Raw genomic sequence first — 26,649 nt, 5'->3', positions numbered from 1 at the left:
GCTATTCACTCTCCATGGTTTCCGCGTATTGAACGGCGCGGTTCAAACGGGCAGCGATTTTTTCACATCCAAGTAGTTCCAACACATTAAAGATCGGCGGACTAACCACCGACCCCGTCAACCCGATCCGCACCGCCTGCGCCAACACTTTCATTTTCAGGTCGCGGGTTTCCATGATACGGCCAAACTCTGCTTCCCACGCTTCTTTGTTGGGCGGCGCGTCGGGATACGAGGCAGCGAACTTCGCGAGGTCGCCCAAGCCCGCCATCGCTTCGGACGTGAAGAATTTCTTCGATTCCTTTTCAGGAAACTCTAACTCGTCATTGAAAAGAAATTGAATTTTCTCCCAGGTTTCTTCCAAGGTGTGCGAACGCTCTTGGACCGCTTCGGCGATGCCTTTGAATAAAGCGTCGTTCTCTTCTGCCGTAATAAATTCCATCGGCAGATAACTCTTCACGGCTGCGAATGTTTTAAAGCGAGTGATAAAATCTTCCGGTGTGAGTTGACGGATATGCTCGCCATTGAGCCACTCCAGTTTTTTGGCGTCAAACACGGCTGCCGACTTGTTCAAATTTTCGACGCCAAACAATTTAACCAACTCATTGGGCGTGAAATATTCCTGATCGCCGTGTCCCCAACCCAAACGCGCCAGATAATTGACCAGCGCCTCAGGCAAGTAACCCTGCTCGCGATACTCCAACACCCCGGCGGCGCCGTGCCGTTTGGAGAGCCTGGTTTTGTCCGGCCCTAAGATTTGCGGCAAGTGAATAAACTGCGGCGTCGGATAGCCCAGCAGCGTTCCAATCACAACCTGGCGAAGCGTATTGTTAATATGATCGTCGCCGCGCATCACATGAGTAATTTGCATATCGAAGTCATCAACCACAACCGCAAGGTTGTAGGTCGGCGCACCGTCGGTACGCAGCAATACTAAATCGTCCATGTCTTCATTCTGCTTGACGATCTCTCCCCGCACCATGTCATGGATTTGGGTAACGCCAACGGAAGGAACTTTCAAACGTACGCAAAACGGCGTTCCATCATCGGGGTGGTTCGCCTCGCGGCAGAGGCCGTCATAGCGCGCCGTCTGTCCGGCGGCCTGTTGCTCCTGGCGCATTTGGTCAATGCGTTCCGACGAACAACGGCAGCGGTAGGCATTGCCCTCTTCAATCATGCGCAGCGCTTCGTCTTGATGCCGCTTGGCGTTCTTGCTTTGGAAAACGGGCGGCTCATCAATCGGCAGTCCCATCCAGTTTAAACTTTCAAGAATCGCGTCCACATATTCATCTTTCGAGCGCTCTTTGTCGGTGTCTTCAACGCGCAGCAAAAACAGGCCGCCTTTGTTGCGCGCATACAAATAGTTATACAGCGCAGTACGAAAGTTGCCGACATGTGGATTGCCCGTCGGGCTAGGCGCAAAACGGACGCGAATGACCGGTTGTGAAGTCATCAAAATTCTTTCCTTGCATTGGTGGTTTAGGAAGGCTGGACGTTGGAGTCGATGTGCCGTTCCTCTAATTCTTTCCGGTATACATCTAACACTTCATTGGAGGAACGATAAAGTTCTTGCATGAAGGCTTCGTTTTCGAGATAGCCTTTTTGGGCCAAGATTTCGAGCAGTTGCATTAAAACTTTTTGTTGGATGGAAGCCGCTGTTTTACGGGGATTTCTAATGTCTAATCCTTGTTTTTTTAATTTTTCGTCCCGCTTAAGGTTATCAAATGAACGAATGGCTTCGATCTTGGTTTCAAAACATTCAAATAATTGCAGCACTTGGCCGATGCTCAAAAAACGCTTGACGCTTGCACGGGGACGCAACAGTTTTATGCTGCCGCCTGCCGCGAGCGCTTCACGCTTCATCCGTAGCATGACTAACACCATCGCGCTATCAATAAAACGCACTTGTTCTATGTCTAGTATGATGAAATGACGGGATGATTCGACCAGTTGTTCAAGCAGGCTTTTTAGCGTGTTCGAATCATTCTTTCCGAGATCGCCGGACATTTCGATGATTTGAATTTGGTCTTGTTCACGGCGCGTAATCCGCATCAATTGGCTCCACAAGTAATTCGATCATTATAGTAAATGATTAAACATATACGAAGATAAATGTTTAAAATAAAATCTATCCTTGGTATTTTGTCAAACGCTCTAGAACGATTCAGAAGGCGGCGTGAAGTCAGAAAATGGATCAGAGGGCGGCGCCCCCATTGCGCGAATTGTTTCTTCAATCACAGTTTGAAATCGCCCAGCAACATCCAATATCCCTGTAAAATAGGCAATATACCGGTCAGCGCTTCGCCTCGCATTGTCGAGTTCACTCGCGTTCTGACGAGGACGATTCTGCAATCGCAAAAACGGCGCGAGAACCTGATCAGCCGCTTCGTCGAGCACAACATACAATTTTTGCTCTTGCACGGCTGCCGTATGACAGGCATGAATCTGCTGCAACAAATCTGCAATTTTTTCGTTTCTTGGCTCTTGCGCGTTTAATTCAGCATCGAGTTCCTGCGCTTTCTGCAGCCCCTCTCCAGCGTGTTGAAGCGCCAGTTGCAATATCTGCATCGCCATATTCAAAACGTCGAGCCCTTGCGCGGAGTGGTCGCCAAAGAAAAACCCGACCGTCAACGCTAGCGTGTTGTGAGTCTCGCTGGCGCCGCTGGGATCAGCGCCTCCGCCGCCCGGTGAAAATTGTTCAATCACTTGCGATAGAGGCTGGAACAACGCGCCTTCTACCTTCGCGCCGGTGGCAGAGCAATTAATCACATCCTGGGTGGTCGATTTGATTTCTTCTTCGAGCGAACGCAAATACGCTAACCAAAACTTGCTGGTCGCCGCTTCTCCGCCCGCATTCGATGGGACAAAGATTGGATCAAATTCTTCCCACTCCGGTTTGTCGCCAATCAACTCAACCCGCATTTTTCCCGGCGTTTCAGCGATCTCGATTTTCCGGTTGAATGCTGCTTGGTTGAAGTGAGTTGTCCCGCCTTCTTTGGGGAATGAAAAATCGAGGCCAATCAAAATAATTGGGGCGCACCCCATATATCGGGCGAGATAAAAACAGGTCTGCCCGACGTTGGTGCCAATTTTCACATCCGCCGCGCCTTGAGACAGTTCCGGCAGCGTCGCCAACAGTTTAGACGATGTCATTGGGATAGTGACTTTTGTTCCTTGCAATTGCGCGGCGGCTTCATGATACAAACTGGGTGAATACACCAGTGTGGTCGAGCCTAAATCCGTCACGCCCTCAAAGTGTTTGGCATTCAACGCTGTCGGGTCGGTTGAAACAACAATGTGAGGCGGCGTCCCTGCTGCGCACAGCGCTTTATAGGCGGTATCAACGGCAATGATTACTGCATTGACGCCGATCTGTTTAATGGATTCTATATCCTGATCGAGCGACGGCCCGGCGCCGATAATGTAACATGGCTTCCCCGCGAAAAGATCTCTCAATGTGGAAACATTCGGCGATTTCAACATCACAGGAAAATTGCGAATGATATTTTCCTGAATCATCGCGCCAATTTGCACTTTGGTTCGCAGTAAAATTTCGCCGCCTTGCATTGATTCGTGCACAATGGTCGCGACTTGATTGTAATAAGCGGGATTGCGGTCACACGAAGCCTGGTGCCGAATGAGCGACAGTCCATTGAGGCTGTATTGCGTCAGGTTTGCGTTGAAATGGCTTCGGATTTCAGTCGGTGTTGGCTGAACAAAAAAATAGACCGACTTGGTCAATAGATAGGGCGAGAGATCAATGGCGGTAAAGGCAGCGTGAACAACATCAATATCGTCTTCAATAATTACGATTTGGCTGAGCGTTTTTTTGCAGATTTGCACCAGCTGAAACACATGGTGCATCAACCCGCATCCAAGAACCATTAAATGAAACGGCGATTCAATGGTAACATTCGCCGCCCAGCGCTGCGCTTCCTGCAACGGATCGCGGCTGCTGTGCAGCAACGTCGTTTGCCCGTTTTTATCATGGTGAATTCGCAACGACGGTGCGCCGCTTGAGGTATCAAATAGTTCCAGATTGAGTGATGGTACGTGGTTCCCAAGACGAACAGCTAAATCCGGTTGATAGTCATGAAGCAGTTTAATGTTGTCCTGGAAAAAGTTCGCCATAGAACCCGTCTTTTTACGTTTTTTGCGAAGCGCCCGCGTCGTCTTGTTTCATCATATAAGACAGTTCAGAGAAAAATTCATTCACGGTTTTAAAATCGCGATACACCGACGCAAACCGCACATACGCGACTTGGTCGAGATCGCGCAGTTCCCGCATGACCTCTTCGCCAATCACCGAGGTTTCAATCTCGCGGTCGCTCATGGTGTGAATTTTGCCTTCGATGCGGTCAGTCACGTCTTGAATCTGCTCTTCTGACACAGGACGTTTCTGACACGCGATACGAATCGACTGCTCCACTTTTTTTCGGTTAAAATCTTCCCGCCCGTGGTTGCGTTTAATTACACGGACGGGAATCTCTTCCAGTCGTTCATAGGTCGTAAAGCGCCGCTCGCATTTATTGCATTCGCGACGGCGGCGAATACTCATCCCGCCCGCCATCGAACGCGAGTCAACCACTTTGTCATCATCAAGGCCGCAATAGGGACACTTCACAGATGCAATCCTTTATCGTTATGCAGACACAGCTTGATGCTGTTCCACTAAAGAAATCCATTGGGGATACAAGGGAAACGCCTGGGTCAATTCCTTGACTTTCCCTTGGACGTTTTTGATGACCGTCTCATCCAGTTTTGATTCGAGAATGTCCGCGATACAATTGGCGACGGTCTTCATTTCTTCAACGCCCATACCGCGCGAGGTCAACGCCGGCGTTCCTAAGCGAATGCCGCTGGTGACGAAAGGCTTCTCTTTATCATACGGAATCATGTTCTTGTTGCAGGTCAACCAAGCGCTATCCAACGCATGTTCAGACGCCTTACCGGTAAGCCCGTTGTGACTGACGTCCAACAAGAGCAAGTGCGTGTCTGTCCCGCCTGCAATCAAGCGGATGTTGCGTTCTTTAAAAGCCTCTTCCATTGCTTTGGCATTGTTAAGAATGCGTTGTTGATATTCTTTGAACGAAGGCTTCAAGGCTTCATGAAACGCCACCGCTTTCGCCGCAATGACGTGCATCAACGGCCCGCCCTGGCTGCCGGGGAAGATTTGCTTGTTAATATCTTTCTTATATTGCTCTTTGCATAAGATCATACCGCCGCGCGGCCCGCGCAATGTTTTGTGAGTGGTCGTCGTCACTACGTCGCAATGCTCGACGGGGCTTGGGTGCAATCCCACCGCAACTAGCCCGGCGATATGGGCGATGTCCGCCATCGTCTTTGCGCCAACGGAACGGGCAATCTCGGCCATTGCCGCAAAGTCTAACGTACGCGAATACGCAGACGCGCCAAACACCACCAATGCGGGTTTGACTTCCTCAACTTGTTTACGAAACTCGTCGAGGTCGATCTGTTCGGTTTCTTTACTCACGCCGTACGAGTGAAATTCGTAGAGGTTGCCCGAAAAGTTGACCGGGCTGCCGTGGGTCAAGTGGCCGCCTTGCGCAAGATCAAGCCCCATGATTTTGCTGCCGGGCGCGACCAGCGCAAAATACGACGCCAAGTTCGCGCCGGAGCCGGAGTGCGGCTGCACATTGGCATGTTCTGCATTGAATAATTTCTTGGCGCGTTCAATCGCCAGAGTTTCAACGACGTCAACATGTTCGCACCCGCCATAGTAGCGCTTGCCTGGATAGCCTTCGGCGTACTTATTGGTTAACGGCGTGCCCATGGCTTCCATCACGGCTTCAGAAGTGAAATTCTCAGATGCGATGAGTTCGAGTTTTGAGTGCTGACGGTTTGCTTCATCCAGAATGGAACTAAACACTTCTGGATCGGTGCTGCGTAAATTCTCGAGCATGGCGATACTCCTATTGGTGTAGTCGCCCAGACTCCCCGACTACGTACGTTCGTCTGGATTTAGAATTAGAAATACACAAAATACCACAATATATTGTATATCATCATAAATCAAAACACAGTGCCGTCCAGCACATTAAGACAAGAAAATCTGGATTTTGTGAATGCAATCAAAAATTTTGGAGACCGAAAAGAATAGCATTGTTAGAAGTTCAAAGGTTTGGGGGCGTCTCTATGAACGCCTGTGCAAAAAGGGCAATAAGCCCGCACCGAAGCGAAGAGAGACGTACCCGAACCTTTGGTATAAAAATTTCACCAAATTACGAGATTTCGCTCCACGTATAATCAGTGTCATTGCGAGCAAAGCGAAGCAATCTCGGTTTTCGATGCGTGAGATTGCCGCGTCGGCCTGCGGCCTCCTCGCAATGACACTGACAAAGGCTTGGGTGCCCTTAAGTCAACGACATTGCCTCTGTATTTACTGCCCCACGCCGCGTTCGTAGTCGGAAATGATGTTGATACGCCGCTGGTATTTTCCGCCGAGAAACTCTTTGGCCAGCCAGCGGTCTACCATGGCAAAAATATCGTCGGCTTCCTGCCAATCGGCGCCGAAGGTAATTACGTTGGCGTTGTTATGCTCGCGGGATTTCTCCGCGTGTTCTTCATTCAACGGCAACACCGCCCTGACGCCGGGCACTTTGTTGGCGGTAATCACCATTCCATGCGCAGAACCGCAAATCAAAATGCCCCGGTCAGCGCGGCCCAGCGCAACCAGTTCTGACACCCGGATTGCATAATCAGGATGATCGCACGACTTCTCATCGTCCGTACCGCTGTCGATGACCAGGTATCCGTTTTTCGTCAGGCGTTCGCGCAATTCATTTTTTACTTTGAAACCGCGATGGTCAGAACCCAACGCAACAACAAACTGCTTTGAATCATAAAAACGCTGTTTGACGAACTCCCAATCTCGCATCATATTCTGAATCGATATTTCGATCATTTGCGTAACGCTCTCGAACAGCGTCTCGTCGCCGCCGACTGGATCGGGAATTTCCAAGGGGCCGTCGGGATATAAAAATTGCCCCAGCAAACGCACCTTGTCAGCGTCTTGCGGAAACATCTCTTCAATAAATTCGCGGTGGTATTGCTCCATCACCAATAAGAGGTCGGCGTCGGCAGCCATTTCGGCAGTCAACAGGCTGGAATGAAAACCGTCCAACGAAACTTCACGCTTTGCGCACATCTGCAAGGCGCCCTCCGAAGCAGGCATCCCATCGACGGCGGATACGCCGCTGGACACAACCTCGACAGCGTCATCGATTTGCTGCTCGACGGCTTTTTTGAGCAGCGCCTCAGCAATCGGGCTGCGGCAGCTGTTGCCCGTGCAAATCACGTTAATCAATAATGGACGGTCTGACATGAATTCCCGCTTTCAGCCGTTGCAAATTATTTAAGCCAACGGCGGCTTTTTGGTGTGATGGTCGGTCGCCAGTTGAAACGCGTGCCCTAAGTTTAACACGCGTTCTTCACTCAGCACCGGCCCGATGATCTGCAGCCCGATGGGGAGATTGTCCTTGCTGAATCCGCCTGGAATCACCATGCCCGGCAAACCAGCCAGGTTGGTCGGCGCGGTGAACACATCTGAAAGATACATCTCAAGCGGGTCGGTCGTCTTCTCGCCCGCTTTAAACGGAGGCGACGGCGTTGCAGGACAAATCACCGCATCCACTTCTTCGAATGCGTTCTCAAAATCTCGCTTCATCAGCGTCCGCACTTTTTGCGCCTTGCGGTAATACGCGTCGAAGAATCCCGCGCTAAGGACATACGTCCCCAGCATGATTCGCCGTTTGACTTCGGGGCCGAAACCTTCGCTGCGCATCTTTTTATACATCTCAACGATGTTGTCCTGCTGGCCTTCGCGATGACCGTACACAACCCCGTCATAGCGCGCCAGGTTGCTGGACGCCTCCGCCGTGCAGACGATGTAATACGTCGCGATAGCGTATTCGGTATGCGGTAAGGAAATCTCTTTGATCTCAGCGCCAAGGCCTTCGTACACTTTGATGGCTTCATCGACGGCGTTCTTGATTTCAGCGTTCATACCCTTGGGAAAATATTCTTTGGGAACGCCAATTCGCATTCGCTTCACGTCTCCCGTTAATGCGGCGGGATAATCCGGCACGGGCGTATCGATGGACGTTGAATCCATCCGGTCAAGCCCGGAAATAATCTTGAGAAGTATCGCCGCGTCGCGCGCGTCTTTGGTGATCGGCCCGATTTGATCGAGCGACGACGCAAATGCAACCAGCCCATATCGTGACACTCGTCCGTATGTAGGCTTCAGCCCCGTAACCGAACAAAACGCCGCTGGCTGGCGAATCGAACCGCCCGTGTCAGAACCGATGCTAAGTATGGTTTCGTCCGCGCTGACGCAAGCCGTCGAACCGCCGCTGGAACCGCCCGGGACGTAGTCTAAATCCCAGGGGTTTGATGTCCGCCCGAATGCGGAATTTTCCGTCGAGGAGCCCATCGCGAATTCATCCATGTTGGTTTTACCAACAGGGATCAAACCAGCGTCGAGCATCTTTGTAATCACGGTTGCGTCGTATGGAGGCGTAAACTCTTGCAGTATTTTCGACGAGCAGGTCGTAGGGCTGCCCTGCATACAGAGGTTGTCTTTTAACGCAATCGGAACGCCCGCCCAGGGAGAGAGCGCCTCGCCTTTCGTCCGTTTTGCATCAATCTCATCCGCCCGCTGTTCCGCCTGTTCACGCAACAGGGTTTGGTAGGCGTTTACCTTTGCTTCGACCGAGTCGATGCGTTGATAGACGGACGCCGTCAGTTCCCGCGCCGAAAGTTCTTTTGATTGCAGCAGTTCCGCCGCCTGCCAGGCGGTCAGTTGATACGGTTCAGTCATGTGTTTTTCCAATTATTTACCAAAATTGCCATGTCAACCGTCGCCTTCTCGAAAAATGAGGTTGACGGTAAGCAGAGTCAAAACAGAATCCCTTCTCCCCCTGGGAGAAGGAGCGGCTTATGTAGGGTGGGTTCTTACACCACCAGAATCGACCTTTTTCTATCCGGCAATTCCAACGCGATCCACTCTGTAATAATCTTGAATTTGAGGCCTATATTAATTCGTTGCGGCGTACTTCTGTCAATGCGTACGCATGTAAGGGATTGACGATTGGCGGCGGCGGGTTATAGTTTTAGCGCACATCTATAGGCGTGTAGCTCAATTGGCAGAGCGACTGACTCCAAATCAGTAGGTTGCGGGTTCAATTCCTGCCACGCCTGTATGATTCCTCTCGACTTACGAACGCGACGGATTCAATCTTAAAAAAATTCATCGCATATACATAGCAGTACCGGAAATGCTATGGCGAACAAAAACAAATATGATTGGTTACACCGCTGGGCACCGACTATTGTCGCTCTTATCGCAATCGGCGGTTTTGCACTCGCAGCAGTTCTCTATTTCCCTAATCAACAAATCGCTCTAAAAGACGAACTCATCAAAATACTCCAAGAGTCTTTTGACCAACAAAAGCAAATTTTAGAGTTAACAACTTTCCCAAAAGCGTTGGAAAATATTAAGGCGCAAAAAGAATTGTACGAAATGGAAATTCAGAAGTTGAAAGAAGAAAGAGAACGTTTAATTGAATTAACAAATATTCAGAAAGTTGGTTTTGAAAAAGGCCTTGAATTACTAACTAATCGAATCACAGAATTACAGAAGAAAATAGATGTTGTAAGCACCAATCGCTTTAAATCAGTACAAGAATTTAAAGATTATATTGACAAAGTGGAACTGTTATTACCGACCCCTACCGCCCAACCCGGTGAATAACCAACGGCGCGGGCATATCGTCTCAAAAGAACTTTCAATATTTTATTTCTTAATTTTATTGACTTTATTTGTCATAGATTTTACACTTCACAAATACAATCTCCTCTGAACTCGCATTCGTTACGAAATTCCTTTTTCAAAACACACCTGGGCTTCTCAGACAGCGTTATCCATTTTTTATCCATTTTGAAATTTAAGACAGGAGAATACGATGTCAGAAACAATGAAGCAAAAACCCGCTCATCACCCCATTCCACAAGAAGCGTTTGATTGGTACGACGAATACGCCCACGGAATCATCGACCGCCGCACATTCATGGACCGCCTGGGGACGCTGGCCGCCGCTGGCTTCACCATGAATATGCTGCTGCCAGTATTGATGCCCAATTATGCGCTCGCCGAACAAGTTTCGTTTAACGACCCCGACATTGTGGCAAAGTATGCGACGTTTGAATCACCGAACGGGCATGGCGAAGGACGAGGCTATCTGGTCACGCCCGCAAAGATCGAAGGCAAGATTCCAGCCGTGTTGGTCATCCACGAAAACCGCGGCCTCAACCCCTACGTTAAAGACGTCGCCCGCCGCGTCGCCAAAGCGGGGTTCATCGCTTTCGCGCCAGACGCGCTTCACCCGGTGGGTGGATACCCTGGCAACGACGACGAGGGCCGCAGCATGCAGGGTTCTCTTGACCGCGCCAAAATCGAGCAAGACTTCATCGCCGCCGCCAAGTTCATCAAGTCGCATGAATCGAGTAATGGAAAACTCGGCGCAGTCGGTTTCTGCTTCGGCGGTTACATCGTGAACATGTTGGCAGCAACGCTTGGCGACCAATTAAGCGCAGGCGTCCCCTTTTACGGAACGCCCGCCGCGAAAGAGATCCGAAAGAACATCCGCGCCGCGATGATGATTCAACTGGCGGAGTTAGACAACCGCGTCAACGGCGCTTGGCCTGAATATGAACAAGATTTAAAAGCGAACAAAGTTGACTACGTTATGTATCAGTATGAGAATTCAAATCACGGCTTCCACAATGATTCAACCGGGCGCTATAACGAAGAAATGGCGGAACTGGCCTGGACGCGCACCATCGAATTTTTCAACAAACATCTGCGATAAAAAATTGCGACCGAACTTAAATTGAATAGGCGTTGCGGGTTCAATTCCTGCCGCGCCTGTTTCCCTTCACTTACGAAACCCCTCTAAAACATGGTGTCATCACATAGTCATCAAATGGACGAAAAGTTGGATTTTTGGTGACTTAATTCCGTTTTAAGTCAAATCATCACGCATTTTATTAACAAACGCCACAGTACCCATAACAATTCCCCGTTTATTTCGCTCATCCAATCCATTCAAGTCAAATAATTAAAACGGCTAAGCCTTGCACTCGCTCATAAAATTTACAACAATACGGGAATTACGTGATTAATGATGTGAAATTCAGCAGATGGTTTTGAATGGTTGTTGGATTGGGTTGTGAAGATTGGGTGACAGTGGTTGTCAGGGGTGAGGTGTAGGATCCAATAAAAATCTCACATTCAATTTCAATTAAATCTATTTAGAGAGCAAGGTTCTTATGCAAAGCATGCTACTCGATAATAAAAAAAACGGAAATGTGGGAGATACGCTGCGCAAGCATTTAATCACGGGCTCAAGACTCTCAGTAATTTCCAGTATTTTTTCAATCTACGGATTTGAATCTCTAAAAAATGAACTCCAGAAAACTGATGGTCTGCGGTTGCTTCTTTGTCTACTAACGGCGGTTGAAAATTGCGGTTGTGGCGGTCGAAAATCGCGGTGAATATACGGTAAGGAATATTAGATAAAGAATCAAGAGAAGAAAGCCCGACGCATCGGAAGGAGGCCGTAGGCCGACTGGAGTTGCGACGGGCTTTTAATGGTTTCGTAAAGTGGAGTTCGATTACTTTTTCTGTTGAGAAGACGGCTTCTACTTGAATCGTTTTTTGGATTCCTGCAACCGAAAACTCTCCCCATTCGCCTCCAGAATATGAACGCGGTGGGTCAGGCGGTCGAGAAGAGCGCCCGTGAGACGTTCGCTTCCCATGACTTCGGGCCATTCTTCGAAAGGAAGGTTGGTGGTCACCATCAGACTGGTTCGTTCATAGGCCCGGCTCGCCACATCAAACAAGAGTTCGGCTCCGGTTTTCGAGAATGGGACGTATCCCAATTCATCCAGAATCAAGAGATCGAAACGCTCCAATTGTTTGTGGAATTTCTCCAGCGATTTTTCTTCCCGGCGCTCCAGGAGTTGAGTCGCCAAACTCGTCACGGTGAAGAAACAGACCTTGCGGCCCTGCTGACAAGCGGAAAAACCCAACGCGCACGCGATATGAGTCTTGCCGGTTCCCGGGTTGCCCACCAGAAGAACATTTTCCCGGTTATCGATATAGTCTCCCGGGATCAATTCTCGAACCAGGGATTCATTGATCGAAGGCTGAGCGTTGAAATCAAACGCGTCCAAGGTTTTGATCACCGGAAATCGAGCGGCTTTGATCCGGCGCTCCGCCGCTCGTTGCTCTCGTTCGATGGTCTCCCGTTCGGCCAGGCGAGGCAGATATATGGGATAATCCGAACGGTCCGCCCGGCATTGTTCCGCCAATCGCTTGATAGTCGCGCAGGAAAGCGGGCAGTTTCAATTGCTTGAGGTAATGCTGAAGGAGAAGCGAGGCTTGGTTCATGAGGCTCCCCCTTTCAGCATCGTTTGATATGCGTTCAAATTCGGAGGCTCCACTTGCACCGGCTTGAGATGCTCCCGCCCTTCAATTTGTAATGTTAAATCAATCGTATCGATCCTCTCTCATGAGAGATAAGTTCCGTATCGTACATGGAACAGGGAGCCTATGATCGAGAAGTTTAAGTACTTATTGGACGAATTCATAAAAGAATCGGTCAAGATATGGCGAGAAAAAATTAATAAATGAAGGTAGGATTGATATTGTGGGGCGCCAATCGAAAAATATCACCGTTACTGGTGACCCCATTCGTCGGGTCATAAATCATTCCATCATAGTCAAATATTGATGAAATTTGCGCAATCTCTCCATCCGGCCCCTTGCTGACAATAACTAAACAATTTGTTTGGGCTTCTTCAAATGGAAACAATGAATTCAATTTTTGCGCTTCGATGCCAAGAAAGTGACGGCAATCAGCCTCTCGTGAGAAAAAAGGGTCAATCAGGCTATTTAAAGGTAAACGCTCGACAAATCGAAACCGCAACATATTCGCCAAATCATTGGTTTGATTTTTAACGTAAATGTCATGTCCATTGAGGATGACGCCTTGCGGTAATACCGGTGACACACTGGTCTCGGCTTGAAATAGAAAGTATTCGGTTGAAATTTGTTGTGACTTTGTATAGACGGCTGAAACTTTTGTCTGAACGAGAGCGTTTTGAAAATTAAATGCAGATATCGAACCAAGAATCATTAAAATCGCAGTTACGACCAATAATTCCAATAACGAAAACCCTCGCAATACTTGATGGCTTTCTAATGTTGCTTTTGAGGCAGGCTCCATCCGACTATCCAAAATACAAAATCATTATAGAAGTATATGATGGATTGTGGAATATTTTATGGATAGAGTCAATAGAAAGTCAATTCATTCTTTTAAATAGTCAGTCCAGGGTTTGTCATTATTGATGTTCCACCATTCAGGCGTCTGCGCATTAATAAACTCAACCTGACTTGAGTCGTCCTTAATTTGAATTTTTTGCCCTGACTGTAACAGATCGCGTTGAGAACCAATTTGAATTTCCGCTTCACCTTCGAGCAATATCAATTCAATGTGTTGTGGAGACACCAGCAGATCGAATTCTGTGCCCAGTGGAGTAATTGAACCATTGGGAACCATAAAAACCGTTTGATGGTTAGATGATTTATTTCGATAGCGAATCTGGCCCATGTCTATCTGAACGGTATGCTTTTCAATTAACGAGATCGTTGTTTCGCGGTTTAAGATAATCTGTTCGTCGTCGCTTAGACGAACCAGAACCTGGTTCGTCTGAGTATTTAGTTTTGAACCTACGCTCATAGAATATAGTTCGGCGTCAATCTGAACCGGTTTAGAATTAAGAAGAACTAAACCCGGGCCATCAATGATGGTGATCGGTTTTCCGGAGTTAAATATTGCATAGGTCCATGTGATAACAGCGATGAGAATGACGCATGTACAAAGGCTCAACGTCTTTCGAACACGTCGTCTTTGAACCTGGTATTGACGAATGGATTCAATGACCCGGTTTTCTAACGAGGGATTGCTGCTTTTGTACAAATTGGTGCGACTCAGGGTCTCTTTGAGTGCGTCGTTTAAGTCATTTGATGGTTTTGACATAATAGTTTTCCACTACATCTGAAACGATTCAGGAAGTTTTGATTTCAAACTGGTTCTTGCCCGTCGAAGCCTGCTGCTGACTGCTTCTTCGCCAATATTTAATACTTTTGCCGCTTCATGCATCTTCATATTTTCAACATAAATTAAGGCAAGAATCTCGCGCTCTTTGTATGATAGTTGGTTCATTGCGTTCGCTAGAGTCGACTCGGTTTCAGATGAATATAGAGCGTCAAGAGGAGTATATGAATTGGTGGCGGATGATTCCTGGGATGAAAATATCTTTCTAACCCGGTCTTTTCGCAGCACGTCTATAGCGTGATTGCGCGCGACTCGATATAAAAACGCTTTAATATTGTCAATATTTTTTTTCTTTACGGCTGTTTCCTTCCAGAGTTTCACAAACGTACCATGTACGATATCATCGATATCGTCGGTATTTTTAACTAAAAAGTGAACAAACCGCGTTAACGGAGCCTGAAACTCGCGTATGATTCGCCTCAACTCCGTTTCAGAGCCGTTGGTTGAATAATGATAATCCATGGATTTTAACTTAAAATGCACATCTAATAAAAAGACGCGTCAGTTTTAAAATTCGGTCATTTTTAGTATATCTCCCATCCTTCAATCGTGGTGATGGGGCCAAGTGGAAATGGAGGAAGCAACGGGTCTGCAAAGTAGACGCGGTTTATGCGGCTTCCATTCTCACTTTGAGAAGAAATAACAATCTCTCCAAGATGGTTCCCGTCAAAATCTCCCAAAATTCCCCGGCTAATTTTGTTGCCTCGAATCAAAACGCTGGAATTTAGAAAAATGGGACTAAAATCATAATTGAGCATCACCAATTCAAAGCCGTTGAGGTTGTTCTGCACAATACAATGCTCAATCCCCCGATTACTGTTTAGCAACTCAATTCCACCAATGTAATGATGAGTATCATTGATAGTAAAAATACGACTTGAATTCATCTCAAAATCAAGTCGTCGCAAGTTAGAATCCGTTGTAAGCAATGTGGCTTCAGCGAGGCCATTCCCGTCGAAATCTCCTGCTGCCAGGTCAATACAGTCCCATCGATCAATGCTGAAGGTTTGTTCTTCTTCACCGGTTAACAGGTTTATTTTACTAAAAAAGCGCTCCTGGTCAGGATCGTCTGAATTAATTCCGACATAAACCACAGGTTCTTCCAGGTCTCCGTTTGAAGCCGCAATTCTAGAAACCGAATCATTCGGCCTGAGAGGCTTGCTCCAAAGCAAAAGCGCTTCTTGAGAGTTTTTTTCAATTATATACGCGTTAAGGTTTGTGACACCGTTTATTAAAGTAGAGAAAATGATGTAGGTTTCTTCAAAACCGCCAACACTCGTCATCACGAGAGATGAGTCGTCAATTCGGTTTGTCTCTAGAAGTATTTGCTCTTCTGTAGTCCGGCTAGAAATCATCGTCAGTATCGTTCTATCATCAGTGAATGATTTCAGAGTGATAATTTCTTTTTGACGATCAAAGTTAGCGTCAATGAAGGCAATTGGAGTACATGTGGTTAAACGAGACGTTGAAGAGACTGCGCCGATTTGTGGAGCGCGGTAATTATACTCGAATAGCGTTGTCTCTTGTTTGGGTGAATAAATAATGAAATGAATATCCGGTTCTTTTGACGATTGGAATACGATATCCTGTGCGCCGTCTTCATCAAAATCGGTCAAGAATAAGAGGTTGATTTCAGTAATATCATCTTGAAATGGGACGACAATCTTTTTGCGTTCAAAAAAATCGACGATGGCTAAATTTTTTTGATCATTTGATAACGCGACCAACTCGTTAACATGATCGCCATCCACATCGCCGCTGAGCAAGGATGAATAGAAATGCTGCGTTTCAAAACTGTCGATTAATGGGATGTTGATTGCGCGGCTGGCCGTTTCTGGTAATGTAATAAAATTTGTTGATTGAATGTCGGCGTATTGATGCGCCCATTGCGCAAAAACGGGTTGGGCAATAATAAAAAAGACGATGGCGGAAAATCGACAAATCAAATTAATCTCTCGACACAAGCGACAAAAAAAAACGATTCGAAAAGTTATACTTTTCATTATATCAATCAGGATAAAGCATACTATAACTTACGTCCATTAAATGACGTTCATGACTCATTTTTTCGGTCATAAAGCGCGGTCGCACTTCAAATCACTTAGTTTATTGTTATAGTCAACCGCAAATCTTGATTTAGAATTACAATTTAGCAAGGGAGAATTTTCATCATGTTACTCTACCAGCGTTTTTATTGTCCCCTACTGCTATTTTCAACCGTTTGTTTAATCCAAACCAGCTCCGTCTTCGCTCAAGATTGGGGGTATTGGTGGGGAAATGAACTGGGGACGTTTCATTTCGACAGCCCCATTCAAACGTCTATTTCAGAACAGATTTCTGTTACGTCTTTTGAACTTAATATCTCTTTTGATGATGAGTTGTTGGTAGGGGACGTTTTAGGTTCAGAGACGCAACAAATTATTGGCGTTAACCCAGAGCGATTATCTCTAGTTGTTTTTGACCCAATGATGAATGAAACACTGAGCGTCCCTCTTGTTCAGCCAAGTGAAATCTCTGGAACAGGCGATGAGGTGTTCCTTATCACTCAACTATTCAATTATGACGACATTGAAGGTATGGAAGTTTTTTGTTCAATAGGTAACCGAGCGAACCAGCGGCCCGTTTTTCAAATTGTTTCACCTGCCAAACAAAGCGTTCTCACCCATTTTGAGGGCTTGCCGATTCAAGATGTTGACGGCGACGAAATCTGGAACGGCGCCGAAAATGGACTTTTCGCATTTCAAAGCCCATCAGGGAAATGGAAATTCATCTCGCGATCATCGGCTGGGCATTCAGACTATAAACCCCGTTCATTGAATATCTGGGATATTGAGACAGAAGAATTACAGGCCCAGTTTCATACAGCGACGCCTCCACCATTTCCAACATTTGTTCGTCAGCAGGATGGGAGTACTCGCTTTTTCTTTGTTCCTCTAACGCCAGACAATTGGATAAAAGTAGACGGTGTGCCGATATTGGACGAGAACGGAAACTATATAAACGTCAGTGAGACCTTCGCCGGCATGACGGTGAAAGATAATGAAGCGTATGACTTTTGTCTCAAGTTTGATGACAGCGACCCAAATCAACCTCCACTGACCCTTGAGTGGTACAACAAACGCGGTGAGTTAATGTCAGGCCGCGGGATGATTACGAAGAGCAAAAACGGAACGTTATATGGCGTCTCATGGGACGATTACATCAGAATTTGGGATTCGACCTCAACAGGGGCCATTCACGTTTATAATTTTGAGAGCGGAGAAATTGTCGCAGAGCACCATGCCGAAGAAGGAAAATCGTTTATGAATGCAGTCATATCAGATGGCGATGAGCAGTTGTTTGCGATATATCAAGAAGAGCCTGTGCTTCAACGCTATGACTTGTTTGATGGGCTTCAGGGTTCTGTAAACGTATCCGATGATGATAATGCTAGAGTAGAAATGACTGGCATTTCCGACATGGATGGCAACGGCAGCCCTGACGTAATATTAGAAATCATCGAATTTGGTCAACAATGTGTTTGTATATACAACTCTGACTTAACACTGCTTAGCAAACTTTCGATGCCATATCTTCAAGATAATGCAAGTGCAATTGCTGACATTGACCGTGATGGATACCCAGAAGTTTACTTCATTGATAAAGTTAGTCATAATATAGTCCACCAATTGGAGTATATTTCAACCTCTAACGCGAAAAATTATCATTTGTATTAATTTTCTGACCGAACCGGCTCCGATAATTCGTCTAGTAATTAAACACTACAAGCCTATCTGATGTAAATTTCATCAGCCAAGCTTCTATTTTATTTTCTAGCGAGCCCAAATGTCAGAATTAGGCGCCAAACGGATATTCATCTGTGACGACCAGCCGATTGTCATCGAAGGCGTGAAAAAAACGATTTCTTCGTTAACTCATCTTTCGCTGTGCGGCAGCGCATTAACCGTGGAAGACGCCGAAGAAAACATTCAACGCCTGAAACCCGATCTATTGATATTAGATTTGTTCGTGAATGGCGCCGATGGCGCACAACTTTTAGAAAAAACGTGGAATAGCGACTTCTCTTTCTCTCCTATTTTTTATGGTTCTTCCGGTATTTGGGTACTTTATCACAAATTGAATTGCGTTTTGTTGACGCTTTTTCGTGAATTCTTGATCTTTCGCTGTATCAGGCATGGGTACAACTCTGCTTGCTTCAGTGCGGGCTTTCAAGCCCTTATGCACAGGCGCTCCCAGAGTTCCACCCATACCTGATTGGGTTGTCCATTTTTGAAATGCCGGAGCCCGTTTCTGAATCCAAAAAATGGCCATCCATCAAGGTAGGTACTCACTTACCGGATGAACTTTATTTTTCTTTCCGAGCAGCTAGTTAAGGATTCTTCTAATGAAGCAGAACTGAGAACATCTATCAGTCGGGCATATTATGCTGTATTCCACATTGCGATTGATAAAATAAATGAGATTGATCCATCATTTAAATATAGTACATCCAATATACACAAAAAGATTTTGGATTGGTTCGAAATAAAATCAGTTTCTACCCATTATGGAATTAAACGGATGTCTGATGCGCGTAAACAGGCAGATTACGAGCCCAATCCAAGATTTCCAAATCCCTATGTTGATATGACGGAACTTCGTTCAAAAACGGAAGAAATCATTAGCATGGGGAAAAGTATAATCCAGAAAATCAAGAACCTTCAATAAAACCACGGGGCGGTCGATTGACCGCCCCGTTTGCGTTTCAATGAGTTGAATTTATTGCTGCGGTTTTGTTTCGTCTTCCGGCGGCTCTGGTTCCACTATCTCCACTGTTTCCTCTGGCTCTTTCGGTGTTTCCGGTTCAAGCGGTTCTTCTGCGGGTTGCGTCGCCTCCGGCGTTTTGGTTTCAACGGAAACCGAAATCGTTAGTTCAGGAGCATCAGCAGGCGGCGAGTCGGTTGGCGTCGCTGCGGCGAGTTGCGGTTCGCCGGGGATGGTCCACAGCAGGCGCATCATATAGGCCAGCGTCAACAGGCCGATCACGAACGTCGCCAGGAAAAGTATCAGGCTGGTCCATTCGTAGTTCGGGGTCAGGTCGGCGAATTCATAATACTGGGCAAGCGAAATCGAGCGCACCAAGTCGCGCCCCATCACCATACCGAATAGCGTCAGGAACGCGGTCAACACTGCGCCCCAATAGAATTTGGGTTGGTCGCGTTTAATGAAGGCGACAATCAAAAAGCCCAGCGACGCGAACGCGGTCAATACGCCGACCGTCCAGCCAACAAACAGGAGGCCGTTGCCCATAAAGGCTTTCATGCGGTCGCCGCCTAACATGCCCAGGTAGCCAAAACCGATAATGATCGCCAGAAATGTCCCTGTCTTGCCCCAAAGCAGGCCGTTCTTATACATCCATGCTGCGGCTTCGGCTTTTGAGGAGTGGTAGCGCAATTGAAAACGGGCGATGCCCGCAGCCCACAGCCCGGCGATGGCGATGGCGCCAGTCACGTTGTGTAAGTAGCGCGTCCAGAATTCCGCCGTGCCAACGATGAAACTACGCTCGCCTGCGTGGATGGCTTTCCACAGGTCAGGGTGTTCAACCAGCATGGCGTTGTTGGTGAAGATGGCGGCGACGGTGAGAAACAGCGCCAGATTCACCAGGACAATCAACCGTGTGAGCAGCGAAGCGCGTTTGTCTTCGGGCCGGACGGCGATCATGACGTAAAGCAGGTAGAAGCCGAGCATGACCAGGCCGATAATCGCCATCCAGCCCCAGCCCATCATGATATTGGCGGTATAAAAGAACTGCCCATATAACACCTGGACGAACAACAGCGGCGCCACGCCCATGGTAATCGCCATTGATAAGGCGACGGGCATCACTTTGACCATCCAATAATTGGCTTGCGAAGTGTTGGGGCGCCCGCCGAACAACCATTCATTGACGGTGACGATCAGGGTTCCGCCTAGAACGAAATTCATAAAAATAAAGTGCAGCGTCAGCGTCAGCCAGCCTAACGATTGAAAGATAATCGTCGGCGAGGGTACGCCCAGCGGGTCCGTCGGTGGAATCAATCCATTCACGGCGCGTTCTCCTTTATGATTTGCGTTCGCTTGTTGCGGAACGCAGGCCCATCGCGGCTTCTTGTTCGCGATGGAGGTTTAACAGATATTGAGTCATGGCCTTGAGGTCTTCTTCCGGCCCCACAAACGGTGGCATAAATAATTGTTCGATATGTAGTTTTTCGAGCGAATGGCGGATGGAATCTTCCGGCCAATTCAAAATGAGCGGTTTGATGCCATTGACGCCGTCGAGAGTGTGGCAGCGGCTGCATTGCGCCGCAAAGAGAGCCTCGCCGCGTTGTTCAATACTGAGGTTTTCCGGGTCAGCGCCCAGGCGTACTAGAGTCCACGGCGCCCAGGCGAGCGTGCCTTCTTGTTGTAAGCGCTCAACGTCGTCCACCAGGATGCCGTTGGAATACATATAGTCATAAATGATATACGGCTTGCGTACTCCTTCGCGGACGAACTCCATCGCGCCAGTCGCGATAAAGGCGATCATGCCCAGGAGTATCGCCGTCTCAAGATTGACGTAGCGTTTGTTCCATACCAGCCCGAAATAGGCGTAAAGCCCGACCAGGGTAGAGGCCGCCACGCCAAACATGAAAAACATGGTCATGGCGATGGCGCCGCCGCTAATCATCTGCACCGCTGCTTCGGGGACATACATGAAATACCATACCGAAACCGGGGCCATTAGCGCCATGGGAATCAACCACTTTCCGCCGGCGGTGATGATGTGGTGGCGTTCTTCGCGGGTATAGTCTTTAACCAGATTGGCGATGATCGCGACAAAAATACCGACTAGCGACATGGCGCTGATGGTGCGAAGCGCGAGCGAAGGCCAGTAGGTCGGATTCAAGAAAGCGTCCCAGAAGAAACGGGTTTCGATCCAGGCGCCGGGGGTCAGCATGAACGTCAATATCCCGTTGATAATGACCAGGCTCATAAACGCTGAAATCGCGTAGATCCAACCGACCATGTTATGCCGACCGGGGCTGAGTTTTCCCCAAGTGTAGTAATACACGTAGCCCGCGACGATCTCGACAAGAAAGAAGACCCATTCTGTCGCCCATCCCCATACGAATTGATGGATCAGCGCCGAAGTGGCGTCGGGACTGACGAGCGAAATCGAGAACCAGATGGCGACTCCAGTCAGTGCGCCGAATATGAATGGCCCCAAGATCAAGTATTTGCTGAAATCTTTGAGGAACTTCAACATGAGCTGGTCGTTGGTGCGCAAGGCCCGCCATTCAGCCCAAGCAGTGAAGAGACCAGCGCCGACGGCAAAGTGAGCGACGACGACGTGAACAATGGCGATTATGGCAATCACCATGCCGCCGCCGAGGATAGGGACGTCCCAAATCGGATATTGCATCGCGAAATCCTTTCTATTGATGAAGTCGATCAGGGGGATCACGTTTCCGCGATTGACACTCAGTATACTAAACCAATGCTCGCAATGAATAGAGGGACAGCAGGTAAAACAAATGATTCACACAAAACTGACGCTTTTCTCTAGTCGTACTTAATTGAATGTCAGGCTAGATTATTTAATGAGCAAATGTCCTTTAATTTCCTGTTTAGTTAATTATGTAGAAGTCATTATGTCAATCGAGTAAATATTTGTATTGATTTGCTTTAGGTATAAATAAAAGTGATTATTTATGAGAATATGATACTTGGCCATTGAAAACAAAAAATTGGTGTGTTAGGTAGTTGTAAGACTCGGGAAATAGATGGATTTCCGGGGATTTTGCCCAATAAGCGGCATAATTGAACTGGAGGAGTTGTAGATGAAAAGATTGATTGGAAAACTCACCTTGGCTGGGGCAGCGGCGCTGTTACTGTTGCCTTCAGTACAGGCGCAATCATTTGATTGTACGCCTGTCGATTTATTGGATTACTTAAACGCTGATGGTTGGTATGATGATGTTGCGGATGAGCCTGCCGTTGCAACCAGCCATGAATCTGGCGGGACATGGACGCTGGATAGTGGTACAACGCAGCGGATTCAAATTTCAACTTTGCCTGAAGACGTCATTCCAGGACAAGTGAACCTGACGGCAGACGGAGAAGTTGAGTTTTTGTTGCCTGAAATGGTCGGCGCACTTGATGTCTATTATCCTGTTGGAAATATCATCGCAGTGCCCGAAGGCAATTATAAATACGCCTTCTTCGCCATGATGTCGGGCAGCGGCAATTGGCCGGGCAACGAGACCCAATGGGGCCCGGAACAGGACCCTGATACCGGTGAATTGGTCGATCCGCGTACGGAACTGAATAACTTCAAGCCGATTTACGCTGACGGTGAAGGCGACTGGATGGAAATCGGCATTGTGAACGACTGGTTCTGGGAACCGCCAGTATGGGTGGCGCCCGTCAGCGGCGATGCAGAAGAAATCGTCCAGCAGTACAAAGCCTATGAAGGCGATCCCAACGGTTTGATTTATGTCTGGGAAGGCGTTGGACAAGCCAATCATGACTATGGCCAGTACACCTACTGCAACGGCGTCGATAACTATTTCACTTATTACATGGATGGTTACCCCGGCTCGTTAGAAGGCCTGACCGAAGCGACCTTGTGGGTTGAAATGTGGGGCAACGTCAAGTTCTCAATTTCAACAGACAATGTGAACTTCACTGAATTGTATAACTCTGCCACAGAAGATCAGGTTTATACGGCCCCTGCAGGCAACCTGGACGGTTATCAGCCGAACTTGGCTCTGCGTTCGTTTGATCTGGCCCCGTTTCTTGCTAACGGCGATGTCACCGAACTGTATTACAAGTTTGAAGACGCCGCGCCAGGCAACGCAGAAGGCGTAGAAAACAATCCGTGGGGACCCCGCGTTCGCAATATTGGCATCTTCACAGGTGAAGTGGAAGAAACGTCACTCGGTGATCGTTTGTGGCCTGACTTGGTGCGTTATGACGGCGCTTCACCTCCGGGCGGCTTGATCCTCATTCGCAAGCAATATCGTTTGGATGAAAACCGTACATTGACCGGTCTTCAAATGCCGAACAACATTCCTCACGCAAGCCCGATTCTTAGCTTCTTTGGAATCACGCTGGCGAATGATAAAACAGAAGTCGAACAATATATGCTTCACTAAGGCGTATGTGAATAATCAAGTTATGAAACCGGGCTGCGTTTTGCGGCCCGGTTTTTTTATGATGAGACCTTGAGCGCATCAAGTATCAATTGGGCGCGGTGCTGAGGGAGAAATCCCGATTCGATGGTTTTCATTCCTTGTTGACGTAACTGTTGGCGGCGGTCTTCATGGTTTAATAATTTGTGCGCCGCCGCGACAAATTCTTCCGGCGTGTTGGCTGCTTCGCAGTCGCGGCCCGGCAGGATGGCTTGTTCATTCATCCCGCTTACTGAATCGGTCAGAAAACACCCGCCTGCACGCAGCACGTCACAGTCGCGGATATTGATGCTGCCGGGAAGTTGCAAACTGTGGACGCCGATCACGATTTGCGCGGATCGGTATACGTCGCCCAAGCGGTCATAGGGGACGAATCCATGATAGCGGTTCGCATATTTCTCGCCGAGAACCGATAACCAGTCGCGGTTGCCGAAGACGTGTAATCCTAAAGGCAAGAGCGCTTCGGCCATGCGGCGGCGGCGCCAATCCATATCCAGCATATAGGTTAGATAGGTCAGGGCGGCGGCGTCTTCGCGAAACACGCGTCCACTGACTTGGAAATACCGTTGCGCGGATTGCAGCAGTGACGCAGGGAGGTCGCGTTGCGCCCACCATTCGCGTAAGCCCAGGGTGCCTGTCCCTGAAACGAGCGCATATTGATGGGCTTCTTGCAACAAATCGCGGTCGCTGGGTGATACTTTTTCTAAAAATGGATTGAGGTTCCAGATCATGCCAACGAAGGTGATGGGAAACGCATACTCGTCGTTGTGTTTGCCTTCATGCTCCAATAACGCAAACACTGGCAGGTGGGCGGTGCGTATCGCGCCCTGCTTTATCAGAGCAGGCAGGTATGCGTGATCGGCGTGAAACACGACTTCGTTTTCGTCATAGGTTGGAAAGGCATCGAGATTTTTGCGCATGGTGGGGTCGTCGGTCACCCAGACCGCCCGGTGGAATTCTCCTTGAGGAACCACGCTGTGAGACGGGTCGTTTAAACTCAGAACGATGTCCGGTTGTGCGCGAACTAGCCCTTCATATTCGACGAATTTTCGCGTACGCCCTCGCGGCAACGGAGTAAAAGCGCTCTCGACGCCGACGGAACTCAGTCCACGATGGATCGCCCGCAATATGGGGGTTGACGTATATTCAGAAATAGCGCCCGACGACCAAACTTTTGCGGCGCGTTTCGGAAGCGTTTGTATGTTCGACTGAAATTCTTGCGACGCTTGATTCAAGGTTTGGCAATGCTCGGCAAGTTGTCCGATACAGGTTTGAAAGGCTTGGACGTAGGCTTCGGCTGTCGCTGCGTCTTGCGCGTTTGAGCCAAAGACGATGTCCATGTTGTTGGTAAATGTCATGAAAAGTGAATGGGCTTTCACTTGGTTCAATAGGGTTTCTGCCAGAGGCTCGCCCACCGCCCACACCCAGGCGCCGCTGAGCAAAATGGAACGGAAATCAAATAACGCCAAGTTGACCGTGAGCGCAAGCGGATCGCGGTCAATCAATAGAATGATGGTTTGCGGCAGCGCTTGGGCGGCCTGCTGCAGGTATTGGTATTCAGCGAACGTCCCCAGCCCGGCGACAACGATGAGGGGCGGCGACTGGGTTTTTATCTCATCAATTTTGGTTTGAAACTTTCGCATCAATTCTTCGCCGGGTTGTAGTGCGATGGCGTCGCCTTGATCAAAACTCGCTTGTTGAGCCGCGCCGTTTTGATATTGCACTTTGAGCGTAGCGAGTTTGGGGCGTTCTTTTGTTATGGGAGCCAATAGTTCAGGGGCGGTGAGTTCGAGGAGTTGTTGATGCGCCGCCAGATAGGGAAGCGAAAGTTGAGAATAAGAATGCCAGCCATCAGTTGGGGGATGCGTTGCGTCGTTCATGCTCTGACTCTATCGAATTCGCTGCAAACAGCAAAGGGAAGATGATCTTCAATATATAAATTCTTGTCAGCAATTTCGGTTCTTTCGGTATTTGGATACTTTTTCACAAATAGAATTGAGATTTATAGAAGCCTCTTCATCAATACTTGATCTTTCGCTGTGTGTGGCATGGGTACAACTCTGCTCGCTTCAGTGCGGGCTTTCAGGCCCTTATGCGCAGGCGCTCCCAGAGTTGCACCCATGCCTGATTGGTTCGTCAATTTTCAATATGCCCGAATACGTTTTCTTAAACAAAATTATGGCCATTCATCAATGTAAGTACCAGATGAACCAAAATTTCTATAGCGTCATTGCGATGAAGCGTTAGCGACCGAAGCGTGGGGAGGGCGAGTCTCCCGACGAGCCGCGAAAATGAGAAGCGCTCGTTTTTTATAAAAATGGAGCGGAGATTTCTCCCCGCCCCGATAGACTGTGAAGTAAATTATTGAACTCGTTTGTCGTTAGATGGCGTTTCGGATTTTGCAATCAGGGCTGGTTCTTCGACCCGTCTTTGGCCCAAGCCACACAATGTCGCCGTCGCTGACAAGGCCGTTCGACACCTGATATTGAAAATTGGGGATTCCGTTCGGACAACCGAAGGTCCCTTGTCTTCCATCACGGCTCTGGCGGCATCCGCCCCAGTCGTTGCGGGCGTCAGGCCCCCAGGCGTTAATACGATAATGGGCGCCCCATAGACAATCCCAGTTGTAATTGTCTTTGGCGGCGTTCACGAGAGTAATGTCATAGGCCGAACCCCACTGGACGGCGTCTGCGGATGCGTCTGAAAAAAACGGATCTATCGGTATCGAAGAGATATAAGCGATGGGGCTGGTCAATACATACCAGCGTCGTACATTCGGCGTTTGACCACCATAAGGCGGATAGTCGCCCGCATCCATTTGATACATTTCCAATGCAGTCTCAAGCGTCTTCATGTCTGAAACGCAACGGGCGACTTTGGCGCGAATTTGCGCGTTCAAAAAATTGGGTACAGCGATTGCCGCGAGGATGCCAATAATCGCTACGACGATTAACAACTCAATTAAAGTAAAGCCGGATTGTTTCATTAACTTTCTCCCCAATCATCATTCGATTAATAGTAAGAATATAAATTATCATAAAATATTTTTGATTCTTTGCCTATCGTAATGAACTCTTAATCGAATTTTATTTCTATTTGGTGAACTCATTTTGGGTTCTCACGTATAGTTGGATACTTTTTTTTCTGCATTCGGTATGGGTACAGCTCTGCTCGCTTCAGTGCGGGCTTTCAGGCCCTTATGCACAGGCGCTCCCAGAGTTGCACCCATACCTATTCTTGTTTGGCAATTTTTG

The 26,649-nt window shown here is 48.1% G+C and carries 22 protein-coding genes and 1 tRNA gene; 7 read left to right on the top strand and 16 right to left on the bottom strand.

Annotated elements, in window-relative coordinates:
* Window position 1: 1 nt before the first annotated feature.
* From gltX to gatA, 7 genes are all read right to left on the bottom strand, one after another.
* Window positions 2-1,450: a glutamate--tRNA ligase gene (gltX, locus tag P9L94_08970; GenBank protein MDP8244197.1), complete on the bottom strand. Its 1,449-nt coding sequence runs from the start codon at window positions 1,448-1,450 to the stop codon at window positions 2-4.
* Window positions 1,451-1,476: 26 nt separating this feature from the next.
* A complete protein-coding gene (locus P9L94_08965) occupies window positions 1,477-2,049 on the bottom strand; it encodes an STAS domain-containing protein (GenBank protein ID MDP8244196.1) in 573 nt (190 codons plus the stop codon).
* Between the two features lie 102 nt (window positions 2,050-2,151).
* Complete coding sequence (locus P9L94_08960; protein MDP8244195.1) at window positions 2,152-4,128, bottom strand: DUF115 domain-containing protein; 1,977 nt, start codon at window positions 4,126-4,128, stop codon at window positions 2,152-2,154.
* Window positions 4,129-4,141: 13 nt separating this feature from the next.
* Complete coding sequence (gene nrdR, locus P9L94_08955; protein ID MDP8244194.1) at window positions 4,142-4,621, bottom strand: transcriptional regulator NrdR; 480 nt, start codon at window positions 4,619-4,621, stop codon at window positions 4,142-4,144.
* A gap of 18 nt (window positions 4,622-4,639) precedes the next feature.
* The gene (gene glyA, locus P9L94_08950; GenBank protein ID MDP8244193.1) at window positions 4,640-5,920 is read right to left on the bottom strand and encodes a serine hydroxymethyltransferase; all 1,281 of its coding nucleotides are present in this window, start codon (window positions 5,918-5,920) and stop codon (window positions 4,640-4,642) included.
* Between the two features lie 477 nt (window positions 5,921-6,397).
* Window positions 6,398-7,342, bottom strand: a complete 945-nt coding sequence (locus tag P9L94_08945; protein MDP8244192.1) for an RpiB/LacA/LacB family sugar-phosphate isomerase — start codon at window positions 7,340-7,342, stop codon at window positions 6,398-6,400.
* Window positions 7,343-7,372: 30 nt separating this feature from the next.
* Window positions 7,373-8,839 carry an Asp-tRNA(Asn)/Glu-tRNA(Gln) amidotransferase subunit GatA gene (gene gatA / locus P9L94_08940; protein MDP8244191.1) on the bottom strand — a complete coding sequence of 489 codons (1,467 nt, stop codon included), beginning with the start codon at window positions 8,837-8,839 and terminating at the stop codon, window positions 7,373-7,375.
* 307 nt (window positions 8,840-9,146) lie between these two features.
* Here gatA and P9L94_08935 point away from each other — a divergent pair.
* The 3 genes from P9L94_08935 to P9L94_08925 all read left to right on the top strand — a co-directional run bounded on the left by P9L94_08935 (window position 9,147) and on the right by P9L94_08925 (window position 10,889).
* A tRNA-Trp gene (locus tag P9L94_08935) sits at window positions 9,147-9,219 on the top strand.
* 82 nt (window positions 9,220-9,301) lie between these two features.
* Window positions 9,302-9,772: a hypothetical protein gene (locus P9L94_08930; protein MDP8244190.1), complete on the top strand. Its 471-nt coding sequence runs from the start codon at window positions 9,302-9,304 to the stop codon at window positions 9,770-9,772.
* Window positions 9,773-9,983: 211 nt separating this feature from the next.
* Entirely contained in the window at window positions 9,984-10,889 is a 906-nt protein-coding gene (locus P9L94_08925) for a dienelactone hydrolase family protein (GenBank protein MDP8244189.1), read from the top strand.
* Between the two features lie 832 nt (window positions 10,890-11,721).
* Here the strand turns inward: P9L94_08925 and istB are convergent.
* The 5 genes from istB to P9L94_08900 form a co-directional block, all read right to left on the bottom strand.
* Window positions 11,722-12,393: an IS21-like element helper ATPase IstB gene (istB, locus tag P9L94_08920; GenBank protein ID MDP8244188.1), complete on the bottom strand. Its 672-nt coding sequence runs from the start codon at window positions 12,391-12,393 to the stop codon at window positions 11,722-11,724.
* A 311-nt stretch (window positions 12,394-12,704) separates the two neighbouring features.
* On the bottom strand, window positions 12,705-13,310 hold the full coding sequence (locus tag P9L94_08915) for a prepilin-type N-terminal cleavage/methylation domain-containing protein (protein MDP8244187.1): 606 nt from the start codon (window positions 13,308-13,310) through the stop codon (window positions 12,705-12,707).
* 84 nt (window positions 13,311-13,394) lie between these two features.
* Window positions 13,395-14,126 (bottom strand): hypothetical protein, encoded by a 732-nt coding sequence (locus P9L94_08910; protein ID MDP8244186.1) that lies wholly within the window; start codon window positions 14,124-14,126, stop codon window positions 13,395-13,397.
* A 12-nt stretch (window positions 14,127-14,138) separates the two neighbouring features.
* On the bottom strand, window positions 14,139-14,666 hold the full coding sequence (locus P9L94_08905; protein ID MDP8244185.1) for a sigma-70 family RNA polymerase sigma factor: 528 nt from the start codon (window positions 14,664-14,666) through the stop codon (window positions 14,139-14,141).
* A gap of 62 nt (window positions 14,667-14,728) precedes the next feature.
* Complete coding sequence (locus P9L94_08900; GenBank protein MDP8244184.1) at window positions 14,729-16,150, bottom strand: hypothetical protein; 1,422 nt, start codon at window positions 16,148-16,150, stop codon at window positions 14,729-14,731.
* 225 nt (window positions 16,151-16,375) lie between these two features.
* Here P9L94_08900 and P9L94_08895 point away from each other — a divergent pair, with 225 nt between their 5' ends.
* The 3 genes from P9L94_08895 to P9L94_08885 all read left to right on the top strand — a co-directional run bounded on the left by P9L94_08895 (window position 16,376) and on the right by P9L94_08885 (window position 18,911).
* Window positions 16,376-17,920, top strand: coding sequence for a hypothetical protein (locus tag P9L94_08895; protein MDP8244183.1), 1,545 nt, complete (start codon window positions 16,376-16,378; stop codon window positions 17,918-17,920).
* A gap of 109 nt (window positions 17,921-18,029) precedes the next feature.
* Entirely contained in the window at window positions 18,030-18,458 is a 429-nt protein-coding gene (locus P9L94_08890; GenBank protein ID MDP8244182.1) for a response regulator, read from the top strand.
* An 84-nt stretch (window positions 18,459-18,542) separates the two neighbouring features.
* Window positions 18,543-18,911 carry a hypothetical protein gene (locus tag P9L94_08885; protein ID MDP8244181.1) on the top strand — a complete coding sequence of 123 codons (369 nt, stop codon included), beginning with the start codon at window positions 18,543-18,545 and terminating at the stop codon, window positions 18,909-18,911.
* A 51-nt stretch (window positions 18,912-18,962) separates the two neighbouring features.
* Here the strand turns inward: P9L94_08885 and P9L94_08880 are convergent, their stop codons facing one another.
* Window positions 18,963-20,270: a hypothetical protein gene (locus P9L94_08880; protein ID MDP8244180.1), complete on the bottom strand. Its 1,308-nt coding sequence runs from the start codon at window positions 20,268-20,270 to the stop codon at window positions 18,963-18,965.
* A 13-nt stretch (window positions 20,271-20,283) separates the two neighbouring features.
* Window positions 20,284-21,624 (bottom strand): cytochrome ubiquinol oxidase subunit I, encoded by a 1,341-nt coding sequence (locus P9L94_08875; GenBank protein MDP8244179.1) that lies wholly within the window; start codon window positions 21,622-21,624, stop codon window positions 20,284-20,286.
* A gap of 418 nt (window positions 21,625-22,042) precedes the next feature.
* On the opposite strand from P9L94_08875, the gene P9L94_08870 reads away from it, so the two are divergent.
* Window positions 22,043-23,359, top strand: a complete 1,317-nt coding sequence (locus P9L94_08870; GenBank protein MDP8244178.1) for a hypothetical protein — start codon at window positions 22,043-22,045, stop codon at window positions 23,357-23,359.
* 56 nt (window positions 23,360-23,415) lie between these two features.
* Here P9L94_08870 and P9L94_08865 read toward each other — a convergent pair whose 3' ends face one another.
* The gene (locus tag P9L94_08865; protein ID MDP8244177.1) at window positions 23,416-25,275 is read right to left on the bottom strand and encodes a glycosyltransferase; all 1,860 of its coding nucleotides are present in this window, start codon (window positions 25,273-25,275) and stop codon (window positions 23,416-23,418) included.
* A 500-nt stretch (window positions 25,276-25,775) separates the two neighbouring features.
* Window positions 25,776-26,381: a prepilin-type N-terminal cleavage/methylation domain-containing protein gene (locus P9L94_08860; protein MDP8244176.1), complete on the bottom strand. Its 606-nt coding sequence runs from the start codon at window positions 26,379-26,381 to the stop codon at window positions 25,776-25,778.
* Window positions 26,382-26,649 lie beyond the last annotated feature (268 nt).

The sequence above is a fragment of the Candidatus Hinthialibacter antarcticus genome, from assembly GCA_030765645.1.
Taxonomy (GTDB): domain Bacteria; phylum Hinthialibacterota; class Hinthialibacteria; order Hinthialibacterales; family Hinthialibacteraceae; genus Hinthialibacter; species Hinthialibacter antarcticus.
Note: the sequence above shows the minus strand (reverse complement) of the source record. Positions and strands in the feature narration are given on the sequence as shown.

Bases quoted from the DNA above. Each gene is read 5' to 3' on its own strand.
- gltX (MDP8244197.1), bottom strand. From the start codon at position 1,450: ATGACTTCACAACCGGTCATTCGCGTCCGTTTTGCGCCTAGCCCGACG.
- P9L94_08965 (MDP8244196.1), bottom strand. From the start codon at position 2,049: ATGCGGATTACGCGCCGTGAACAAGACCAAATTCAAATCATCGAAATG.
- P9L94_08960 (MDP8244195.1), bottom strand. From the start codon at position 4,128: ATGGCGAACTTTTTCCAGGACAACATTAAACTGCTTCATGACTATCAA.
- glyA (MDP8244193.1), bottom strand. From the start codon at position 5,920: ATGCTCGAGAATTTACGCAGCACCGATCCAGAAGTGTTTAGTTCCATT.
- P9L94_08945 (MDP8244192.1), bottom strand. From the start codon at position 7,342: ATGTCAGACCGTCCATTATTGATTAACGTGATTTGCACGGGCAACAGC.
- gatA (MDP8244191.1), bottom strand. From the start codon at position 8,839: ATGACTGAACCGTATCAACTGACCGCCTGGCAGGCGGCGGAACTGCTG.
- P9L94_08930 (MDP8244190.1), top strand. From the start codon at position 9,302: ATGGCGAACAAAAACAAATATGATTGGTTACACCGCTGGGCACCGACT.
- P9L94_08925 (MDP8244189.1), top strand. From the start codon at position 9,984: ATGTCAGAAACAATGAAGCAAAAACCCGCTCATCACCCCATTCCACAA.
- P9L94_08915 (MDP8244187.1), bottom strand. From the start codon at position 13,310: ATGGAGCCTGCCTCAAAAGCAACATTAGAAAGCCATCAAGTATTGCGA.
- P9L94_08910 (MDP8244186.1), bottom strand. From the start codon at position 14,126: ATGTCAAAACCATCAAATGACTTAAACGACGCACTCAAAGAGACCCTG.
- P9L94_08905 (MDP8244185.1), bottom strand. From the start codon at position 14,666: ATGGATTATCATTATTCAACCAACGGCTCTGAAACGGAGTTGAGGCGA.
- P9L94_08895 (MDP8244183.1), top strand. From the start codon at position 16,376: ATGTTACTCTACCAGCGTTTTTATTGTCCCCTACTGCTATTTTCAACC.
- P9L94_08890 (MDP8244182.1), top strand. From the start codon at position 18,030: ATGTCAGAATTAGGCGCCAAACGGATATTCATCTGTGACGACCAGCCG.
- P9L94_08885 (MDP8244181.1), top strand. From the start codon at position 18,543: ATGAACTTTATTTTTCTTTCCGAGCAGCTAGTTAAGGATTCTTCTAAT.
- P9L94_08875 (MDP8244179.1), bottom strand. From the start codon at position 21,624: ATGCAATATCCGATTTGGGACGTCCCTATCCTCGGCGGCGGCATGGTG.
- P9L94_08870 (MDP8244178.1), top strand. From the start codon at position 22,043: ATGAAAAGATTGATTGGAAAACTCACCTTGGCTGGGGCAGCGGCGCTG.
- P9L94_08865 (MDP8244177.1), bottom strand. From the start codon at position 25,275: ATGAACGACGCAACGCATCCCCCAACTGATGGCTGGCATTCTTATTCT.
- P9L94_08860 (MDP8244176.1), bottom strand. From the start codon at position 26,381: ATGAAACAATCCGGCTTTACTTTAATTGAGTTGTTAATCGTCGTAGCG.